The organism is Brevibacterium sp. CSND-B09, from assembly GCF_052906525.1.
This window is the reverse complement of record NZ_JBREGI010000001.1, coordinates 774,853-793,743: the sequence shown is the minus strand read 5'-3', so window position 1 is coordinate 793,743 and position 18,891 is coordinate 774,853. Positions and strand designations below refer to the sequence as shown.

The following is an 18,891-nucleotide window of genomic DNA, read 5'->3' as shown; positions in this document are numbered from 1 at the left end:
AGGTCGGGACAGGCGAACGGGACACTCATTCCTCCCTCCGGGTTCACCTCTGATTCACCGACGGGTAGTTCCAGGGCCGCTTGCCGGTGACAGTCTCGATCGGGTGAGTCCTTCCGGTTCCGCCCTCTGTACCGGGTGGGCCCCGGACTGGGAAGATACCCGATACAAGGAGAGAATCGATGCGAACCTTTCTGCCGATGGCCGACCATGTGCGTGGCAAGCGCAGCCCCGTCACGTGCGCACTGAAGTGCGACAACGCCTGCCTCAAGGCCACCTGCAACACATCGGCAAATGGGTATTTCCGCGATATCGTCAATGCGAAGCTCAGCCGTCGCGCGGTTCTCGGTGCCTCGGCTGCAGGTGCCTTGGCCATCGCAGTGACCACCGCACCGAGTCCGACCGCACGCTCTGCCGCCGCAGCCACCGCAGGCAGTCTGGCCTTCACCGCCATCGACCCGGTCCAGCATGAGGTCGACGAATTCGTCGTCCCCCAAGGCTACTCCTGGCATCCGATCGTCCGCTGGGGAGACCCCCTGTTCCCCGACTCCCCGAAATTCGACCCGGAGAATCAGAGCCCAGAGGCGCAGCGCCGCCAGTTCGGCTACAACAACGACTTCCTGTCCATCCAGATCGACCCCGATGACTCCAACCGGGCCGTGCTCTTCGCCAACCAGGAATACACGAACGACGCCATCATGTACCCCGAGGACATGGACGGAGCCGATCAGCGGGCGATCAGTCGCGAAGCCCACGGGCTGACCGTTGCCGAACTCATCCGCACGGACGAGAAGTCGACGTGGACGATCGATGTCAACGGAAAGAAGAACCGCCGGTTCCTCATCGACACCGAATACGAGTTCACCGGTCCCGCTGCCGGTTCCGATCTGCTGCGGACGAAGGACTACCCGAACGGTGACAAGGCGCAGGGCACTCTCGGCAACTGCTCGGGCGGGCTCACGCCCTGGGGCACTCTGGTGTCCGGTGAGGAGAACTTCAACTCGTACTTCAAGGCGCAGGGCACCTCGGCGGCCGATAAGCGCTACGGTCTCGACAGCGAAGACTCGGCCAACGGGTGGGAAGCCGATGTCGACCGATTCGATACGAACAACCCGGGCTACGCGAACGAAGCGAATCGCTTCGGCTGGATCGTCGAAGTCGACCCCTGGGACCCGAACTCCACCCCTCATAAGCACACGAACATGGGCCGCTTCAAACACGAAGGGGCGAACATCACGATCTCCGATTCGGGCCACGCCGTGGCCTATATGGGAGACGATGAGAAGTTCGACTACCTCTACAAGTTCGTCTCGAAGGACACCTACGTCGAGGGCGACCGCGAACACAACAAGACGCTGCTGACCGACGGCGACCTCTACGTCGCGAAGTTCACCGGCAACTCACCGAAGTCCGAGATCGACGGCAGCGGTGAGGTGCCCGCTGACGGCGAGTTCGACGGCAGCGGACAGTGGCTTCCGCTGGTCAAGGACGGCAAGTCGCAGGTGTCCGGATTCTCCGTCGAAGAGGTCCTCGTCAACACCCGACTGGCCGCCGACAAGGTCGGACCGACGAAGATGGACCGCTGCGAAGACGTCGAACCGAACCCGGTCAACGGCCGCATCTACGTCGCCTGCACGAACAACTCCGACCGCGGCACCGACGGGAAGGCCGCCGCAGATGAGGCCAATCCGCGCACGGAGAACCGCGACGGGCACATCGTCGAGATCACCGAGCGCTCCGGCGATCATACGGGCACCGAATTCGACTGGACGCTGCTGTTGGTCTGCGGAGACCCGAAGCAGGGCGACGCCACCTACTTCTCCGGCTTCCCCGCCGATCAGGTCTCACCGATCTCCTGCCCGGACAATGTCGCCTTCGACACCGCCGGAAACCTGTGGATCTCCACCGACGGTGCTCCCGACGGCATCGGCTACTGCGACGGGCTGTTCAAGGTCACGATCGACGGTGACCAGCGCGGTCGGGTCGAACAGTTCCTGTCCGTGCCTCGCGAAGCCGAGGTCTGCGGACCACTCGTCCACGACGAGTATGAGTCAGCTTTCGTTGCGGTCCAGCACCCAGGTGAGGACGGCTCCTATGCCGATCAGCACTCGCAGTTCCCCGACTATGTCGACGCGACCGATGTCGATAAGGGAGTGGCCGCGATGCCGCGGCCCACGGTCGTGCAGGTCATCAAGGGCGACGGCGGATCGGCACCGGATCCGACTGAACCGCCGAAGGACCAGGACTCCGACGCCGACGGCACAGATGAAGGGGCCAAGGACTCGGATGAGAACGGCAGCTCAGATGGTGCCGGAACGGGTGAGGACACCGATGCCAAGGGTGACAGGACCGGAACGGACGCCGACAGCTCCGGATCGACTGCCGGGTCGCAGGACGGTGCGAAGGATGCCGCGGCAGCTGGTGCGGCCGCGAGCGCCGGAAGCGACGGCGGCTCCGGTTCGGGCGGCTCCGGCGGATCCGATTCGGGCGGCGGTTCTTCGAACGACGGCTCGGGTTCAGGCGGGTCCGGTTCAGGTGGGTCCGGCTCGGACGGCGGTGAACTGCCGTGGACCGGTTCGGACAGCACTCTGCCACTGCTCGGCGGCGGAGCAGGTCTCCTCGCCGTCGGCGGTGCGATGGCGACGGCCGCTCATCTGCGTCGGAAGAACGCAGACGGGACGGAAAGCGAGCAGGGCTTGCCGACGGAGACTCAGAGCGACTGATGACTCCAGGACCATAAGCTGAAAAAGGCCAGAGGCGACACTGCCTCTGGCCTTCTTCGACTCCGCAGTGCGTGCGGACTCTGATGTGCTCAGATGGTGACGGGGCCGTTCTCCGTGTTGAAGCTCACCGACATGATGCCCGGCGTCCCGTGGGGTGCGGACCAGTCGATGTTGATCTCAGAGATCGGCTTGGCATCCTGAGTGCCCAGCCAATCGCGCAGACGATCGCGGTCCCCGGCGATCTGCAGGGTGTCGATGTCGACGCCCTCATTCGTCTTGTACGTCGACGGGTGCTGCGAGGAGTCGGCGGACCACTTGATGAAGAACGGCAGCTGGGGATCGGCGATGAGCCCCTTGACACCGATCTGCAGCCACCGAAGTTCCAAACCGGACTCCGGCGTCCGGTTTCCATCGACAGCCTTGCGCTCGAGGCGGGTTTCGACTGCGGTGAGATCGTCGACCGAGACGCACCAGCCCATCCAGCCACCGCCGAGCTCGGAACGAGCCCGGACCGCCTGACCGAAAGGGGTCGAGAGAGCGGCCGGATGCTCCAAGGCTTCCACGACTTCGAGGTAATGGCCGTTCGCTAGGGGGAAGATGAGGTTTCTGGTGCCGAATCGAGGATGCACACCGCCGTCGTAGGGAGCCACTCCGAGCTTCTCCGCGATCCGCTCGGCGGTCGCACGATAGCCGTCAGGTTCACTGGCGTATGACACATGATCGAGTTTCATGACTCGACAATCGCATAACCTGGCTCACACTGCCCCTTAGGCTTACCTAAGAAATCGTGACCGATGTCACTGATTGCAGTGCCTGACAGTGGAGATCAGCCTCCTGTGGCACTATTCGTCCATGGACCCCTCCGCGCGCATCCCCGTCCCCCACGGTGCTCGTCCACACACCTACACGGCGAAGCAGGTCTCCTCCGGAAGCAGGACCTCCGATGTCGGCGCGAATCCACGTCGATCGACGTTCTTCGTCCGGTGGCTGCCGCGGGTGCTCACCCTGCTCGCTCTCCTCATGCTCGCCCACCTCGTGGTTCCGACAGGCGGCTGGGCGGATGCGGCGCTGAACTGGGTCTGGACCTGGCTGGTACCGATCACACCGGTCGACTTCGTCTCCTCCGTGGTGCTCGTCATCCTCGCGGGGGCGCTCGCAATCGGAAAGCGAGTCGCCTGGTGGAGTTTCCTCGTCCTCATCGCGCTCGTTCTCCTCGCCCTCGGATTGATCGCGGTGCTCTACGCCCTCGTCGACCCGAGGCTGCTCACCTGGGACTTCGCCACTGGTTCCGTGCTGCCGCTGTTCACCCTCATCGAACTCGTCCGTCACCGCCGGCACTACACGGCGAAGACCCAGCCGCGCGGATTCCTCAAGGCCCTCCTCATCCTCATCGTCGGAATCGTCATCGCCTGTGCACTCGTGCTCACGATCCAGTACGTCATCGGAGGCCTGAATACGGTCCAAGCCAAACAGATCCTGGCTGAGCTCTTCGGGCTGCGGGAGGAGACCGAATCGAGTTGGATGCTGACTTTGTTCGGCTTCTGCTCCGGCGCAGTGATCATCGTCGCCTTCTGGACGCTGCTGCGCTCGCAGCGGCAGACCGAACGGATCGGCTTCGCTGAGGAGAAGTCGATCCGCGGCCTTCTCGCCGCTGAGCACTCGGATTCCCTCGGCTACTTCGGCACCCGTCGCGACCGTTCCGCCCTCTTCACCGGCGGCTGCATCGTGAGCTACCGCGTGGAGAAAGGCGTGTGCCTCGTCGCCGGAGACCCGATCGGCCCGCACTCCCGGTGGAACGAAGCGGCCCGTGAATTCGTCTCCCACGCGAGGTCCTATGGCTGGATTCCGGCGGTTCTCGCCGCCAGCAGACAGGGCGCTCAGGCGTATCAGGCCGCCGGGCTGCGCGTCCTTCTCGTCGGAGACGAGGCCGTGCTCCACAGTCGCGACTTCTCCCTGCGGTCGCTGCCAGAGGTCAACCGCTCAGTCGCCAAACTCACCGCCGCCGGATACGCCGTCCGGATCCGACGTCAATCGGAGATCTCCATCGACGAGCTCGCCGCCCTGGCCGACTTCGCCGAAGATTGGCGCGCGGGGGAGACCGAACGCGGATTCTCCATGGCACTCGGGCGCTTCGGCGACGGTGCCGATGGCCAGTGTCTCGTCGTCGAGGCTCTCTTCCCCGACGGCGACACCACTCACGCGCGTACCACCGCAGGACTGCTCAGCTTCGTGCCGTGGGGAGACAATGGAGTCTCCCTCGACCTCATGCGGAGGCACCATTTGGCCGAGAACGGGGTCACCGAGTTCATGGTCGCCGGTCTCATGACCGAAGCAAGTGAGATCGGCATCGCCTCTGTGTCGTTGAACTTCGCAGTCTTCCGCTCCGCGTTCGAGCAGGGCAGGGAACTCGGAGCAGGACCGGTTAAGAGGCTATGGCGAAATATCCTGCTCTTCGCCTCACGGTTCTGGCAGCTCGAATCGCTCTACCGCTCAAACGAGAAGTACCATCCCGAATGGGTGCCGCGGATGCTCTGCTATCCCGACAGCTCGTATCTCGCCCGCATCGGCCTGGCTGTCAGCATCGCCGAGGGGTTTCTCACGCCGCCGTCGATCTTCGGTTCCGGCCCAGTCGGCCAGCCTCTCTACAGCCGGGAGGAAGCCGCGGAGCTGCTGACCGTCCCGCCCGCAAACGAACCGACCGCGGCGCCGAAACGCGTATCCGATCAAGTCGAGTACCGGCTCAGAGTGCGTGAGTCGATGCTCGCGGCCGGAGTGGAGCCCTATCCCGCCGAAGCGAAGGTCACGGCGCTCAGCGGGCGTGTGCTCAGCGTCCGCAACCACGGTGGAGTCGTCTTCATCGATCTGCTTTCGGAAGGCCGTGGCACTCAGCTGCTCATCGAACGGCAGGCAATGGACTCGGAGTCGTTCGCAAGACTGCACCGCTGGGTCGCCCGAGGAGATCGCATCGACGTGACAGGAACTCCCGGTCGCTCCCGAACCGGCACGGAGTCCTTCCTCGTTGTTGACTGGTCGATGGCCGCGAAGTCGCTGCAGCCGTGGCCCAGCCTCCGACAGGGTGTGCGCGACCCGGAGACGAAGGTCCGCCGACGCTACCTCGACTTCACCCTCAACACTTCTGCACGCGACGTCATGGTCGCCCGGGCGAACGCCTTCCGTTCGCTCCGTGAGACCCTGCAGAGCCGGAACTTCCTCGAGGTGGAGACGCCGATCCTGCAGACGGTGCACGGAGGAGCCAATGCCCGACCGTTCCAGACGCACATCAACGCTTACCACCTCGACTTGTTCCTGCGCATCGCACCCGAGCTGTATCTCAAGCGCCTCCTCGTGGGCGGGTTCGACCGCGTCTTCGAGATCGGACGCAACTTCCGCAACGAGGGAGTCGACGCCACTCACAATCCCGAGTTCTCGATGCTCGAGGCCTATCAGGCCGGCGGCGACTATTCGACCATGCGCGAACTCACACGCACTCTCATCGTCACCGCCGCCGAAGCATCTCTGGGCACCACCGTGGTGCGAGGAACCGTTGACGGCGTCGAACACGAGGTCGATCTCGCCGACGACTGGACGACGGTCTCTCTGACCGAGGTCGTCTCGGACAAACTGGGGATCGAGGTGTCCACAGCCACCGACGTCGAGACGATGCGGTCCCACGCCCGGGCGGTGGGGCTCGAACCGCGTCCGAACTGGGGATGGGGGACTCTGTTGCAGAAGATCTATGAGCAGGTCGCCGAGTCATCGACCATCGCTCCGACCTTCTACACGGACTTCCCGGCCGAGACCTCGCCGCTGACCAGGCAGCATCGCCGCAGCCCGATGCTCGCTGAGAAATGGGACCTCATCATCTTCGGCTCCGAGATCGGAACCGCATATTCCGAACTCGTCGACCCGGTGATCCAGCGTCAGCGGTTGACCGCACAGTCACTGGCCGCAGCCGGAGGCGATCCGGAGGCGATGGCGCTCGACGAAGACTTCCTCCTCGCCCTCGAACACGGAATGCCCCCGGCCGGTGGCATGGGAATGGGACTCGACCGACTCGTCATGCTGCTGACGAATCAGTCGATCCGCTCGACCATCGCCTTCCCCTTGGCCAAGCCGAAAGGATATTGAGGTGCCGGGGCGGATCGCGGGGACAGGGCCGACGGCGAGGGCAGAGACGATCACCGGTTTCGAGCGGTTTGCAGGGTGGGGACTGGCTGTGGCCGTCATCGTCTTCTACAACACCTGGACCTTGGCCTTCCTCAGTCCGTACACGGATCCGCTGGCCGGCTACATCTCTGAACTCGCCGCCGACAACCAGCCTGCTGCCTGGGTGTTCCGCGGTGGTGACCTCATCTCCGGGATGCTGATGGTCCTCATCGCCTGCCGCACGCTATCCGGCTCGCGCGTCCAAGTGCGCGACTGGAGGTGGGTAGTCGCCGCCGGGACGGCGCTGACGGGGATCGGAACGATCGCCGATGTCATCTGGAACATGCCATGTTCGCCGAGCTTCGACGATGCGTGCCGGGCCGCCGCCGACTCCGGTGCGCTGGAGCCGGAGTTTCTCGCCCACACCATCACCTCTTCGGTAGTCACTGTGGCGGTGTGCGCGAGCATGATCGCTGCAGCGATCCCCAGCCGCGGGCCGCGACGCTGGGTGCCGGTCATCCTCACGGTCCTCATCGTGCTGTCCTCGGCGGTCTCGGGGGCCATCGAAGAGCTCATGCGCTCGGGCCAGGGCTATGTGCAGATCTCGCAGATCCTCATCGTCTCCGGCTGGATCGGCTGGCTCGCCGTCGATGTGCACCGCCCACTGATGATCGAGCGCGTCCTTTCCGATGCCGAAGCCCTCGCCGATGGTCGCTGAGAACCCGCTGGCCCGGTGGGCCGTCGAAACCATCGACGGGCACACCATCTATCGCATTGCCGCTCGAACGGCAGGACAGCCCGTGCATGACCGGCCGCCGGTGCTCCTCCTCAACGGATGTGCGATCCCGGCAGGCGGGTGGTCGCCGGTCATCGAGGGTCTTCCCGGCCATAACGTCCTCGCGCTCGATCGTCCGGGTTTCGCCGGCACCCCGTTCGGCGGGGGAGTACCCGACCTCGCCGGGGAGACGGCACTGCTGCAGCAGGTCCTCACCCGGCACGGGGTCACGAGACTCACAGCCCCCAGCACAGCTGCCCGCTCCATGACCGTGCGGGCTGTCATCGTCGCGCATTCGATGGCGGCCTTCCGCGCCGAGGCTCTTGCCAGGCTCCGTCCGGAACTCGTGGCCGGGATCGTTCTCGTCGACCCCTCGGTCGAGTTCGACAGGGTCAGGGGCCTGGCGGATCGACTCTTCGGAGGGTCCCAACTGCGGTCGGTCCGTACTCTGCTCTCATCGCGGAAGATCAGGTCGATCAGCGCTTCGATCGCGCACCGAGGCTTTGTGCGGGAGACGGTGTCCGGCACGGTCCTCGACGAGGGGGTGTTCAAGGACCCCTACGCTGATCCAGAAACCCTGACCTCGGCGTTCGCGGAATGGCTGAGCTACCGCTCGCAGGCGGCAGACCTCACCGCCCTGCGGGCGAGCACGGGAGAAGTCCGGGTGCCCACTTCGGCCCTTTTCGCCTCGGGCCTGCCGGGGCAACGACGACTGCGCGCCCTCGAAGCCGGACTCACCCGCCTCGAGACCCGCGTTGTCTCCGGTTCGGCACATCTCATGATGATCGACCGCCCGGATGAGATCATCCGGGCGGTCGAGGAGAACGCTGCGCGCTGAGACGTCAGCGCTTGTCCGAAGTCGGCTCAGTGGCCCTCGGCCTTGAAACGCTCGATCGAGGCGTTGATCTCGGCCTCGGCGGCTTCGCGGCCGGCCCAGCTGGAACCCTTGACGTACTTGCCGGGCTCGAGGTCCTTGTACCGGGAGAAGAAGTGTTCGATCGAGTCGAGCATGAACTTGTCCACGTCCGAGATGTCGGTGTAGGAGTCCCAGCGAGGATCTCCGGCGGGCACGGCGAGGACCTTGTCGTCGCCTCCGGCCTCGTCTTCCATCTGGAACATGCCGATGGGACGGATGTCGATGAGCACACCGGGGAACAGCGGCTCGGGCAGCAGCACGAGCACATCGAGAGGGTCGCCGTCGTTTCCGAGCGTGTCCTCGATATAGCCGTAATCAGCGGGGTACTGCATCGAAGTGTAGAGGTAGCGATCGAGCTTGACCCGACCGGTCTCATGATCGACTTCGTACTTGTTGCGGGACCCCTGGGGGATCTCGATTGTGGCCAGCAGTTCCATAGTGCTCCTTCACGTTAGGGGTGCATCACTAGAATAGATGGTACAAGTCCCCGTCACCGCCCACCGACGGCGACCGCCTCACGGTCGTCGAGGAATGAGAGCCTGCGTTTGAACGACACCGATGCGCCGCAGAACCCGTCGGACTCCGGCTCCCCGCGCCGCGACCGCAGAGAGGCGACCTCGCGGCGGAAGAAGGGCGGTGCGATCACCGCAGGGATCATCGTCCTCGCCCTCGGTGCCTATGCCGCCGTCGACGCCTACGACCTCGTGCCCGGCCTGCCCGGCGTGCTGACCACCGAACCCCAGGTCGAGGTCCAGACCGTGCCCACTCCGCAGGCCCACGCCCAGCAGGTGCCCGCCCCCGCCTCGGCGGTCGACGATTCCGCTCCTGTGCCCACACAGATCCCGAAGACGATCGACGCCGTGCTCAAGGATTCGAAGGTCAAGGGCTTCGGCCTCGAGGTCCGTGACGGGATCAGCGACGACGTCCTCTACGCGAAGGACGAGACGAAGCCGCGCACTCCCGCCTCCGTGACGAAGGTGCTCACAGCGGCCGCCTCACTGTCCGCGATCGGCGGGGAGAAGCGTTTGGCGACGACGACGGACTTCGACGCGGACACGAACACCCTGACGCTGACCGGCGGCGGCGATGTGCTCCTGTCGGCCGGAGACTCCGATCCCGGTTCGGTCAACGGGCACGGGGGACTGCGGACCCTGGCCGAAGACACCGCGGCCGCCCTCAAGGACCAGAACATCACCGAGGTGGCCCTCAACCTGGACACGAGCCGCTACGTCGGCGAGGACTTCGACTCCGGCTGGTCCCGGTCCGATATCGCCAAGGGCGTGATCACCCCGATCCAGCCGATCATGGTTGACACCGCCTACGTCGGGTCGAAGAACGCCGACTGGCGGGGCCGCAGCGAACACCCGGCGAAGGACGCGTTCTCGATCTTCGAAAAAGAGCTGAAGAAGACCGGGATCACCGTCACCGAGGCGACCGACCGGTCCGAATCCGAGGCGCCGTCCGAGTCCGAGAACCCGAAGGAACTTGCCCGGGTGGAATCGGCGACGATCTCCGAGATCGTCGAATACGCTCTCGTGCACAGCGACAACGTCGTCGCCGAGATGCTCGGCAACGAGGTCGCCATCGCTCAGGGGCAGGACGGCAGCCTCGAGAACGGTCCCAAGGCGGTCCTGGAGGCCCTCGGCGAATCCGTCGATCTCGGGCGCACTCACCTCGTCGACACCTCGGGGCTGTCCTATGACAACCGGATCGCCCCGCACGATCTCACGACCGTGCTGCAGGCCTCGGTCGTCGCCGATGACTCGCTGGCAGGGCTCGTCAGCTACTTCCCCGTCGGCGGACTGACCGGCACCCTGCACGACCGATTCCTCGACGAGAGGAACGCCTCAGGGGTGGTGCATGCGAAGACCGGAACGCTGTCGACCGTGACCTCCCTGGCCGGGGGAGTGCTCGACGCGGAAGACCGCTACCTCGTATTCTCCATCCAGATCGACGACGTGGATAAGGACAAGATCTTGGAAGCCAGAAAGACCGTGGACGATATCGTCACAGCCCTCGCGAACTGCGGCTGCCGATGATCATCGACGAGAACTTCGCCGCCCGCACCGCCCGTGAGCTCGTCTCCGCGGCGAAGGTCCCCGAACCGGGTGTGCTCGACGGACTCGTCGAGGGGATGAAGGACAATGCGCTGACCGCCCAGGACCTCGTGCTCGACTCGTTTCTGCTGCCGCCGGAGCACGCCGATGATGTGCGCGGACGGCTCGCCGCCGGTTCCGTGCTCGTCCTCGACCAGGTCAGCTGGGTCAAAGCCAACGCGCAGTCCGTCAATGGAATGCTCGATGAGGCGGCCCTGCCCGCCCCGGTCAGCCCCGCCACCGCGAAGGCCGGCGCCGTCGAGGTCGCCGGGGTGCTCTCACTCCTGTCGACTCGCGTGCTCGGCCAGTTCGACCCCTTCGCCGTGGAGACGGGACGGCTGATTTTCGTCGCCCCCGCCGTGCTCATCGCCGAGAGGGCCATGGACGTCGATCCGCGTGACTTCCGCATGTGGGTGGCCCTCCACGAAGCCACCCACCAAGTGCAGTTCGCGACCGCGCCCTGGCTGCGCGAACATATGCGCACCCTGCTCTCCGGAGCCGTGTCGACCCGACTGACGATGCCGGGAGTCGGCGGGATCGTCGACCTCTTCGCCACCCTCGGCCGCATCGTCAAGGGCGAGGCCAGCATCATCGACCTCATCCGTGACGAGAACATGCGCACCGCACTCGACGAGGCCACCGCGATCCTATCCCTGCTCGAAGGCCACGCCGATGTCGTCATGGACGAAGTCGGAGCCGGTGTCATCCCGAGCGTGCGCCGGCTGCGCCGCAAATTCGAGGCCCGCCGCGATGCCGCCCAAGGCGGGTTCCTGACGAATCTGCTCGGAATGGACCTCAAACTCGCCCAATATCGCGACGGAGCGAAGTTCGTCCGTGCCGTCCGCCGCGAGGTCGGACAGAAGGGCTTCTCCCGCATCTATGCCGAACCCGCGAACCTGCCGCGCACGGCCGAAATCCACGAACCGCAGCTCTGGCTCGACCGTGTCCACGGCTGAGGGGCCGCGCAGCGCATCGTCGCCGAGGCGGCCGACCCTCGACCCGGCCAGCGCAGCCATCCGCAATGCCGTGCGCGCAGCGCTCGCCGTCGCAGAATCGTCTGTCCCGGGCCTCATCGTCGCAGTGTCCGGGGGAGCGGATTCGATGGCGCTGCTCCACGCGACCGCATTTCTCCATCGACGCGGTGAGATCCGGGCCCGTGCCGTCACCGTCGACCACGGCCTGCAGACCGTCACCGCCGAGGTGGCCGACCGGGTTGCTGTCACCGCCGAATCCTGGGGCGTGCCCGCCGAGGTGATGAGGGTGAGCATCGATGCCGGTGAGGAAGGCCTCGAAGCCGCGGCGCGCACCGCCCGCTACGCGGCCCTCGAAACCGCTCGGGCCGCGGCCGGAGCCGACTGGATTCTCACGGCCCATACGCGCAGCGACCAGGCAGAGACCGTTCTGCTCGGCCTCATGCGCGGATCGGGCACCCGGTCCCTGGCCGGGATGAGCCCGTTGGCCGGTCGCCTCATTCGTCCCCTGCTCGGCCTCGACCGAGACCAGACCGAAGCGTCCTGTCAGGCACAGGGCATCGAGATCTGGAACGATCCGATGAACGCCGACACCGCGTTCACCCGAGTCCGGGCTCGGCAGCTGCTGGCCGGACTCGAAGCCGATCTCGGCCAACCGATCACCGCGAACCTCGCCCGCACCGCCGACCTCTGCCGAGCCGACGCCGATTTCATCGACGCCCACGCCGAAGCAGCAGGGCAGACGATCCGCGGAGCCGCCTCGGTGCCGGTGGAGGTCTTCACCGCACTCGACTATGCCGTGCTCAGCCGCGTCGTGCGCGACTGGGCGATCTCACTCGGAGTTCCCGGACAGAACCTCGGAGCGGTGCGGGTCGCCGAACTCTGTGCCCTCATCTGTGACCGCAGGCGCGGTCGACTGTCCCTGCCCGGGGACACGGAAGTCGTCGTCTCCGACGGGCGGGCCGTGTTCCAGCCGGCCGCGAAGGCCCGCTGAGACTCAGCTCAGCCGCGGCCCGCCCGCCAGTTCGCCGCCGGAGGCGATGAGTCGACCGCCCTTGAACACATCCCTGTCCCTCGGGCAGTCCATGATCGCCGAGGTGACCGTGTCGGCGTCGACGAGCACGAAGTCCGCGGGAGCGCCCACCGCCAGACCGAACCGGGAATCGTCGACCAGAGCCGAACCGTCGGAACGAGCACCGGCCATGACCTGCGCTCCTCCGCGTGAGGCGATGTCGAGACAGCCTTCGATATCTGCGTCTGCACGGAACCCGTTCGTAAACGCCAGCTGCCAGGTCCGGCGCAGCAGATCGCCGTCACCATAGGGACTCCAGTAGTCCCGCTGACCGTCCTCGCCGAGTCCCAGAGCCATTCGGCGCTCACGGATGAGTCTCTGCGGCAGCGCACCCTTGGCCGGGGCAACCGTCGTCAGGGCCACTCCCGCCTCGGCGAGGACATCGAGGATCCGAGCGACCGCGGGTTCCGGGTTCGTGTTGAGAGCGAAGGCATGGGAGACCGTGACCTGCCCGGCCATACCCGCGGCTCGAGTACGCGCAGCGATTTCCTCGAGCGTGAAGAGTCCCGCGGTGCCCGCCTCATGGAGGTGGATGTCGATGCCCTTGCCGTGCTTCTCAGCCAGGCCGAAGACGACATCGAGGTGGGAGACCGGATCCCGGTCGTAGAGCAGCGGATCGAGTCCGCCGACGAGGTCCGCGCCCTCGCCCAGAGCCGCATCGAGCAGCTCTTCGACGCCCTGCTCGTGCACGATTCCAGCCTGCGGGAAGGCAACGATCTGGAAGTCGAGGACATCGACATGAGCCTCGAGCGCGGCCCTGACCCCGTGGAAGCGCTCGAGACCGCAGTCGGCATCGACCTGTGCGTGTGAGCGGATGCGCGTGCCTCCGGACGCGATGATCTTCGCAATTGCGTACGCGGCCTGATCGGCGACGCTGCGCTCGCCCTGCCGCCAGTTCTCGCGATCGTTCATGATGTACCCGTGCAGAGTGCCGTCGGCGGTGTGCGGACGGAACGTCTGGCCCATCCGATTCGAATCCAGATGAGCGTGGACATCGCCGAGGCCAGGCAGCAGGATCCGCCCCGCCCCGTCGATGACCTCGGTCCTGGTCGATGTCGTCCCGGTCGCCGGTGGCGCGGAATCGGGGGCGGCATCCTCGGCGGGGGAGAGGCGAGAGAACCGTCCCTCGGTGATCTCGACGTCGACGGCGGGAGCATCGGGCGTGCGAGGGAACAGGCGCACATTCTTCACAACGATCATGTGCTCAGCCTACGACCGTCAAACGGTATACCATCGGAAGCTGTGCCTGTCTGCGTGCCTCTATGGGGCCGCGGCCCGCGCGCACGACGACTGCAGCGGTCTGAAAGGATGAGGCCATGACGACTTCGCCCGTGCAGGGATTCCGACGCAACCGCGGCCTCGACGTTCTGGCCCTGGCCTGCCTCGTCCTCATCGCCGCCTCGCTGCGCCCAGCCGCCTCCTCCCTGGGGCCCGTTCTCTCCGAAGTCAGCGACGGATTCTCCCTGGCCGAATGGCAGACCGGTCTGCTCACGGCTCTGCCGGGACTCGTGTTCGCCATCTGCGGCATCATCGCCGTACCCCTGCTCAAGCGCCTCGGTCTGTTCTCCGCTCTAGCCCTGAGCGCCGCCCTCATCGTGGCAGGCATCGGTCTGCGCGCCATCGTCACCGAATGGGTGGCCTTCGCTCTGCTCACGGTCCTCGCCCTGGCCGGAATGTCGATCGGCAACGTCATCCTGCCGGTCTACGTCAAGTCCCGCTTCCCGCACCGGCCCACCCTGGGCGCGACGACGTTCACGGTCTCGCTCGGCCTCGGTTCGATGCTGCCCTCGCTGCTGACTGCGCCTCTGGCCGAACAGTTCGGCGGGTGGCGCTTCGGTCTCGGCTTCTGGCTGGTCCTGCCCTTGTCCGCGCTCATCACCTGGACGGTGCTGCGGACACTGAAGTCCGTGCCCGTCCTCTCCGGACAGGCCGCGGAGCCCGGTGGGCAGCAGGAGGAGGCGCCGCCTCGGCGAGCGGTTTTCACCTCGCCCAAGGCGCGGTATATGGCCATGTTCTTCGGCCTCCAATCGGCCAATGCCTATCTCCAGTTCGGATGGCTGCCGCAGATCTACCGCGACGCCGGGCTCGACCCCTTCCTCGCCGGGATCATGCTCACGATCGTCACCTTCGGCGGTCTGCCCGGTGGATTCCTCGCCCCGCAGATCATCGTCCGGGGCATCGCCCCGCGCGCCTTCCTCGTCTCCTTCGGGGCCAGCGCCGTCGCCGGCTATACCGGACTGCTGCTCAGCCCGGTCAGCCTCCCCTGGCTGTGGGCGGCTCTGCTCGGATACGGCGGATTCGCGTTCCCCGCCGCGCTGGCGCTCATCACCTCCCGCACTCGCGAGGTCTCCGTCACCGCCTCGACTTCGGCGTTCGTCCAGTCCTCGGGCTATGTGCTCGCCGCACTGTGCCCCCTGGCCGTGGGCGGACTGCTCGGGGTCAGCGGCGGCTGGCAGGTGCCGCTGTGGTTCATGGTCATCATCTCCGCACTCATGGCGATCACCGGTTGGCTGTCGGCCGGTCCGGGGACCGTCGACGACGAACTGGCACCGACATCCGGGCCCACTGGCACCGGTGAGGCAAAGTGACCCATAATGGAATCTCCAGGACCCGCATCTGAGGAGAATCGACACTCGTGGACATCAACGATCTCGGCAATGACATCGAAAAAGTACTCGTCTCGGAAGAGCAGATAGCCGCACGACTCGTTGAACTGGCCGCCGCCATCGATGCAGACTACAAAGACAAGGACATCCTCCTCGTCGGCGTCCTCAAAGGCGCCGTCATGGTCATGGCCGACCTTGCCCGCGCCCTGCACTCTCCTGTGACGATGGACTGGATGGCCGTGTCCTCCTACGGTTCGGGCACCAAGTCCTCCGGCGTTGTGCGGATCCTCAAGGACCTCGACACCGACCTCACCGATCGGCACGTCCTCATCGTCGAAGACATCATCGACTCCGGCCTCACTCTGTCCTGGCTGGTCCAGAACCTGCGCACCCGCGGAGCTGCCACCGTCGAGATCTGCACTATGCTGCGCAAACCCGAAGCCGTCAAGGTCGACATCGACGTCAAGTACGTCGGCTTCGACGTGCCCAATGAATTCGTCATCGGCTACGGACTCGACTATGCGGAGAAGTACCGCAATGTGCCGTTCGTGGCGACCCTGGCCCAGCACGTCTACAGCTGAGTCCGCTGGCACCGCTTTTTACGCCCGCGGCGAACCCGGGCCGAGTCCGGGGTCTGTGACGGAATAGATTCGGCACGCATTCGGGCTATAGGGGTGCGAAGTACTAGGCTGTGGGGGATGTTCCCAGGCAGCCTCGGTAGCCTGAAACGGTTGCCCACATCTTTTTCCTGAGAGGACTTATGGCCGAGTCGAACAAACGTCGCCCCCTGCTGAACAAGGCGACGAAGGGCCCATTGGTCTGGATCGTCCTGGCGCTGCTCGTCGTATCGATCGGTGCTCTGCTGTTCAGTCAGTCCGGGTTCAGCCAGATCGACACCGAACAGGGTCTGCAGTTACTCAAGGACGACAAGGTCGAACAGGCCAAGATCGTCGACAAGGACCAGCGCGTCGACCTCACTCTCAAGGACGACTACAAGGTCGACGGCAAGGACTTCGGCAAGAAGGTCCAGTTCTTCTACGTCGAACAGCGCGGAGAGCAGGTCGTCAAGGCCGTCGACTCCGCCGGCCCGGACAAGGGCTTCACCGACGAGGTGCCCAAGCAGAGCTGGCTGATGTCGCTGCTGGGCACGCTCATCCCGTTCGTCATCATCTTCGTCGTCTTCTGGTTCCTCATCTCGCAGATGTCGGGCGGGAAGATGATGAACTTCGGCAAGTCGAAGGCGAAGCTCGTCAACAAGGAGAACCCGGACGTCACCTTCAAGGACGTCGCCGGAGTCGACGAGGCGCTTGAAGAGCTCGAAGAGATCAAGGAGTTCCTCGCCGAGCCGGAGAAGTTCAAGGCCGTGGGAGCGAAGATCCCCAAGGGCGTGCTCCTCTACGGACAGCCCGGTACGGGCAAGACCCTGCTGGCCAAAGCCGTCGCCGGTGAGGCCGGAGTCCCGTTCTACTCGATCTCCGGTTCCGACTTCGTCGAGATGTACGTCGGCGTCGGTGCCTCCCGAGTTCGTGACCTGTTCGAACAGGCGAAGTCGAACGCCCCCTGCATCATCTTCATCGACGAGATCGACGCCGTCGGCCGCCAGCGCGGCGCCGGAATGGGCGGCGGACACGACGAGCGCGAACAGACTCTCAACCAGCTGCTCGTCGAGATGGACGGATTCGACGTCAAGACGAACGTCATCCTCATCGCCGCGACCAACCGTCCCGACGTTCTCGATCCGGCGCTGCTGCGTCCCGGTCGCTTCGACCGGCAGATCCCCGTCGAAGCCCCTGATATGAAGGGCCGCAAGCACATCCTCGAGGTCCACGCCGCCGACAAGCCGCTGGCCGACGAGGTCGACCTCGGGCAGGTGGCGAAGCGGACCCCCGGATTCTCCGGTGCGGACCTGGCCAATGTCCTCAACGAGGCGGCCCTGCTCACCGCACGTGAGAATGCGAAGGTCATCGACAACCGGATCCTGGATGAGGCCATCGACCGTGTCATCGCCGGCCCGCAGAAGCGAACGCGACTGATGAACGACAAGGAACGCCTCGTCACCGCCTACCACGAGGGCGGGCACGCACTGGTCGCCGCGGCCATGAACCAGACCGACCCGGTGACGAAGGTGACGATCCTCCCGCGCGGACGCGCACTCGGCTACACGATGGTGCTGCCCAGCGAGGACAAATACTCGACGACCCGCAACGAGCTGCTCGACCAGCTCGCCTACGCCATGGGCGGGCGTGTGGCCGAGGAGATCGTCTTCCACGACCCGACCACAGGTGCCAGCAATGACATCGAGAAGGCGACGAACATCGCCCGGAAGATGGTCACCCAGTACGGAATGAGCGAGAAACTGGGCATGGTCAAGATCGGCGACGACCAGTCCGAACCCTTCGCCGGCCGCGGTTACGGCGGCGGCGACGAATACGGGGATTCGACCCTGTCCTCGATCGATCGCGAGGTCCGCGGTCTCATCGACTCCGCGCACGCCGACGCCTACTGGGCGCTGACGCACAACCGCGATGTGCTCGACAACCTCGCCTACCAGCTGCTCGAACGCGAAACGCTGGACCAGGCCGCCCTCGAGGAGATCTTCGCCCCCGTCGTCAAACGCGCCACCCGCGAAGTGTGGCTGGCCCACGACGATCGCCCCGTGTCCGAACGCGGCCCCATCGTTCCGCCCGCACCGCAGAGCGAACGCAGCGACGGTGAAGGATCGACCGGCGCCGAGGTGGACACCACCGACATCCCCGGAGCCGGACCCACGGGCGTCAGCGGACCCCACGTCCCGCACAACCCGCCCGGACCCGAGAACCCGAACGGCCCGACCGGCCCGACGGGCGGCCCCACCGGGGGACCGACCGGAGGACCAGGCACAAGCGGTCCGGGAACCGGGGGACCGGCGACGAATGACACGAACGAAGACAGAGGGAACAACGACTGATGGCCGATATCGAAGAGGTCTCCGCCGGTCTCGGCCCCGCCCCCGCAGGGCAGGACAACAAGGTCGACCAGGAGCGCATCGCCGCTGCCGTGCGTGAGATCCTCATCGCCGTCGGCGAAGACCCCGACCGGGAAGGACTCGTCGAGACCCCGCACCGGGTGGCTCGAGCCTATGAGGAGATCTTCGCGGGACTCCACCGCGACCCGGCCGAAGTCCTCGGCGTCACCTTCGACATCAGCCACGAGGAACTCGTCCTCGTCCGCGATATCGACCTCTACTCGACCTGCGAACACCACCTCGTGCCCTTCCACGGAGTCGCCCACATCGGCTACATTCCGAGCAAGAACGGCAAGGTCACGGGACTGTCGAAACTGGCCCGCCTCGTCGAGATCTATGCGCGGCGCCCCCAGGTGCAGGAACGCCTGACCTCACAGATCGCCGACGCGCTCGTCGATCATCTCGAACCGCAGGGCGTCATCGTCGTCGTCGAAGCCGAACACCTGTGCATGACCATGCGCGGAGTGCGCAAGCCCGGAGCCTCGACCATCACCTCGGCCGTGCGCGGGCAGCTGCGCGAAAGCGCCTCCCGAGCAGAAGCGATGAGTCTCATCCTCGGTCGCTGAGGCAGAACACGGATCACAC

General features: G+C 65.6%; 14 protein-coding genes. 11 read left to right on the top strand and 3 right to left on the bottom strand.

Annotated features, from left to right (window positions below; translation table 11 throughout):
• The first annotated feature begins 179 nt into the window (after positions 1-179).
• Positions 180-2,720 (top strand): PhoX family protein, encoded by a 2,541-nt coding sequence (locus ACU4IU_RS03875; protein WP_446655905.1) that lies wholly within the window; start codon positions 180-182, stop codon positions 2,718-2,720.
• An 89-nt stretch (positions 2,721-2,809) separates the two neighbouring features.
• Here the strand turns inward: ACU4IU_RS03875 and ACU4IU_RS03870 are convergent, their stop codons facing one another.
• Positions 2,810-3,451 (bottom strand): VOC family protein, encoded by a 642-nt coding sequence (locus tag ACU4IU_RS03870; protein ID WP_101545790.1) that lies wholly within the window; start codon positions 3,449-3,451, stop codon positions 2,810-2,812.
• Between the two features lie 121 nt (positions 3,452-3,572).
• Between ACU4IU_RS03870 and lysX the strand changes: the two genes are divergently transcribed.
• The 3 genes from lysX to ACU4IU_RS03855 are packed head-to-tail and all read left to right on the top strand — an operon-like array spanning position 3,573 to position 8,479.
• Positions 3,573-6,848, top strand: coding sequence for a bifunctional lysylphosphatidylglycerol synthetase/lysine--tRNA ligase LysX (lysX, locus tag ACU4IU_RS03865; protein ID WP_446655904.1), 3,276 nt, complete (start codon positions 3,573-3,575; stop codon positions 6,846-6,848).
• A 1-nt stretch (position 6,849) separates the two neighbouring features.
• Positions 6,850-7,584, top strand: coding sequence for a DUF998 domain-containing protein (locus ACU4IU_RS03860; RefSeq protein ID WP_180345610.1), 735 nt, complete (start codon positions 6,850-6,852; stop codon positions 7,582-7,584).
• A complete protein-coding gene (locus ACU4IU_RS03855) occupies positions 7,574-8,479 on the top strand; it encodes an alpha/beta fold hydrolase (RefSeq protein WP_180345609.1) in 906 nt (301 codons plus the stop codon). The genes ACU4IU_RS03860 and ACU4IU_RS03855 overlap by 11 nt, the downstream gene beginning before the upstream one ends.
• 26 nt (positions 8,480-8,505) lie before the next feature.
• On the opposite strand, the gene ACU4IU_RS03850 is transcribed toward ACU4IU_RS03855, so the two are convergent.
• Entirely contained in the window at positions 8,506-8,994 is a 489-nt protein-coding gene (locus tag ACU4IU_RS03850; RefSeq protein WP_101545791.1) for an inorganic diphosphatase, read from the bottom strand.
• Positions 8,995-9,102: 108 nt separating this feature from the next.
• On the opposite strand from ACU4IU_RS03850, the gene dacB reads away from it, so the two are divergent.
• Genes dacB through tilS form a run of 3 tightly spaced genes read left to right on the top strand, consistent with a single transcriptional unit; the run spans position 9,103 to position 12,618 of the window.
• Positions 9,103-10,596 carry a D-alanyl-D-alanine carboxypeptidase/D-alanyl-D-alanine endopeptidase gene (gene dacB, locus ACU4IU_RS03845; RefSeq protein ID WP_446655903.1) on the top strand — a complete coding sequence of 498 codons (1,494 nt, stop codon included), beginning with the start codon at positions 9,103-9,105 and terminating at the stop codon, positions 10,594-10,596.
• The gene (locus ACU4IU_RS03840; RefSeq protein WP_446655902.1) at positions 10,593-11,609 is read left to right on the top strand and encodes a zinc-dependent metalloprotease; all 1,017 of its coding nucleotides are present in this window, start codon (positions 10,593-10,595) and stop codon (positions 11,607-11,609) included. The genes dacB and ACU4IU_RS03840 overlap by 4 nt, the downstream gene beginning before the upstream one ends.
• Positions 11,596-12,618: a tRNA lysidine(34) synthetase TilS gene (gene tilS / locus ACU4IU_RS03835; RefSeq protein WP_446655901.1), complete on the top strand. Its 1,023-nt coding sequence runs from the start codon at positions 11,596-11,598 to the stop codon at positions 12,616-12,618. The genes ACU4IU_RS03840 and tilS overlap by 14 nt, the downstream gene beginning before the upstream one ends.
• A gap of 3 nt (positions 12,619-12,621) precedes the next feature.
• Here tilS and ACU4IU_RS03830 read toward each other — a convergent pair whose 3' ends face one another.
• Positions 12,622-13,896, bottom strand: coding sequence for an amidohydrolase family protein (locus tag ACU4IU_RS03830; RefSeq protein WP_446655900.1), 1,275 nt, complete (start codon positions 13,894-13,896; stop codon positions 12,622-12,624).
• A gap of 116 nt (positions 13,897-14,012) precedes the next feature.
• Between ACU4IU_RS03830 and ACU4IU_RS03825 the strand changes: the two genes are divergently transcribed.
• The 4 genes from ACU4IU_RS03825 (at position 14,013) to folE (ending at position 18,872) form a co-directional block, all read left to right on the top strand.
• Positions 14,013-15,284, top strand: coding sequence for an MFS transporter (locus ACU4IU_RS03825; protein WP_259357077.1), 1,272 nt, complete (start codon positions 14,013-14,015; stop codon positions 15,282-15,284).
• A 47-nt stretch (positions 15,285-15,331) separates the two neighbouring features.
• Positions 15,332-15,883 (top strand): hypoxanthine phosphoribosyltransferase, encoded by a 552-nt coding sequence (gene hpt / locus ACU4IU_RS03820; RefSeq protein ID WP_139468656.1) that lies wholly within the window; start codon positions 15,332-15,334, stop codon positions 15,881-15,883.
• A gap of 179 nt (positions 15,884-16,062) precedes the next feature.
• On the top strand, positions 16,063-18,249 hold the full coding sequence (gene ftsH / locus ACU4IU_RS03815; protein WP_139468655.1) for an ATP-dependent zinc metalloprotease FtsH: 2,187 nt from the start codon (positions 16,063-16,065) through the stop codon (positions 18,247-18,249).
• Entirely contained in the window at positions 18,249-18,872 is a 624-nt protein-coding gene (folE, locus tag ACU4IU_RS03810; RefSeq protein ID WP_139468654.1) for a GTP cyclohydrolase I FolE, read from the top strand. The genes ftsH and folE overlap by 1 nt, the downstream gene beginning before the upstream one ends.
• Positions 18,873-18,891: the final 19 nt, after the last annotated feature.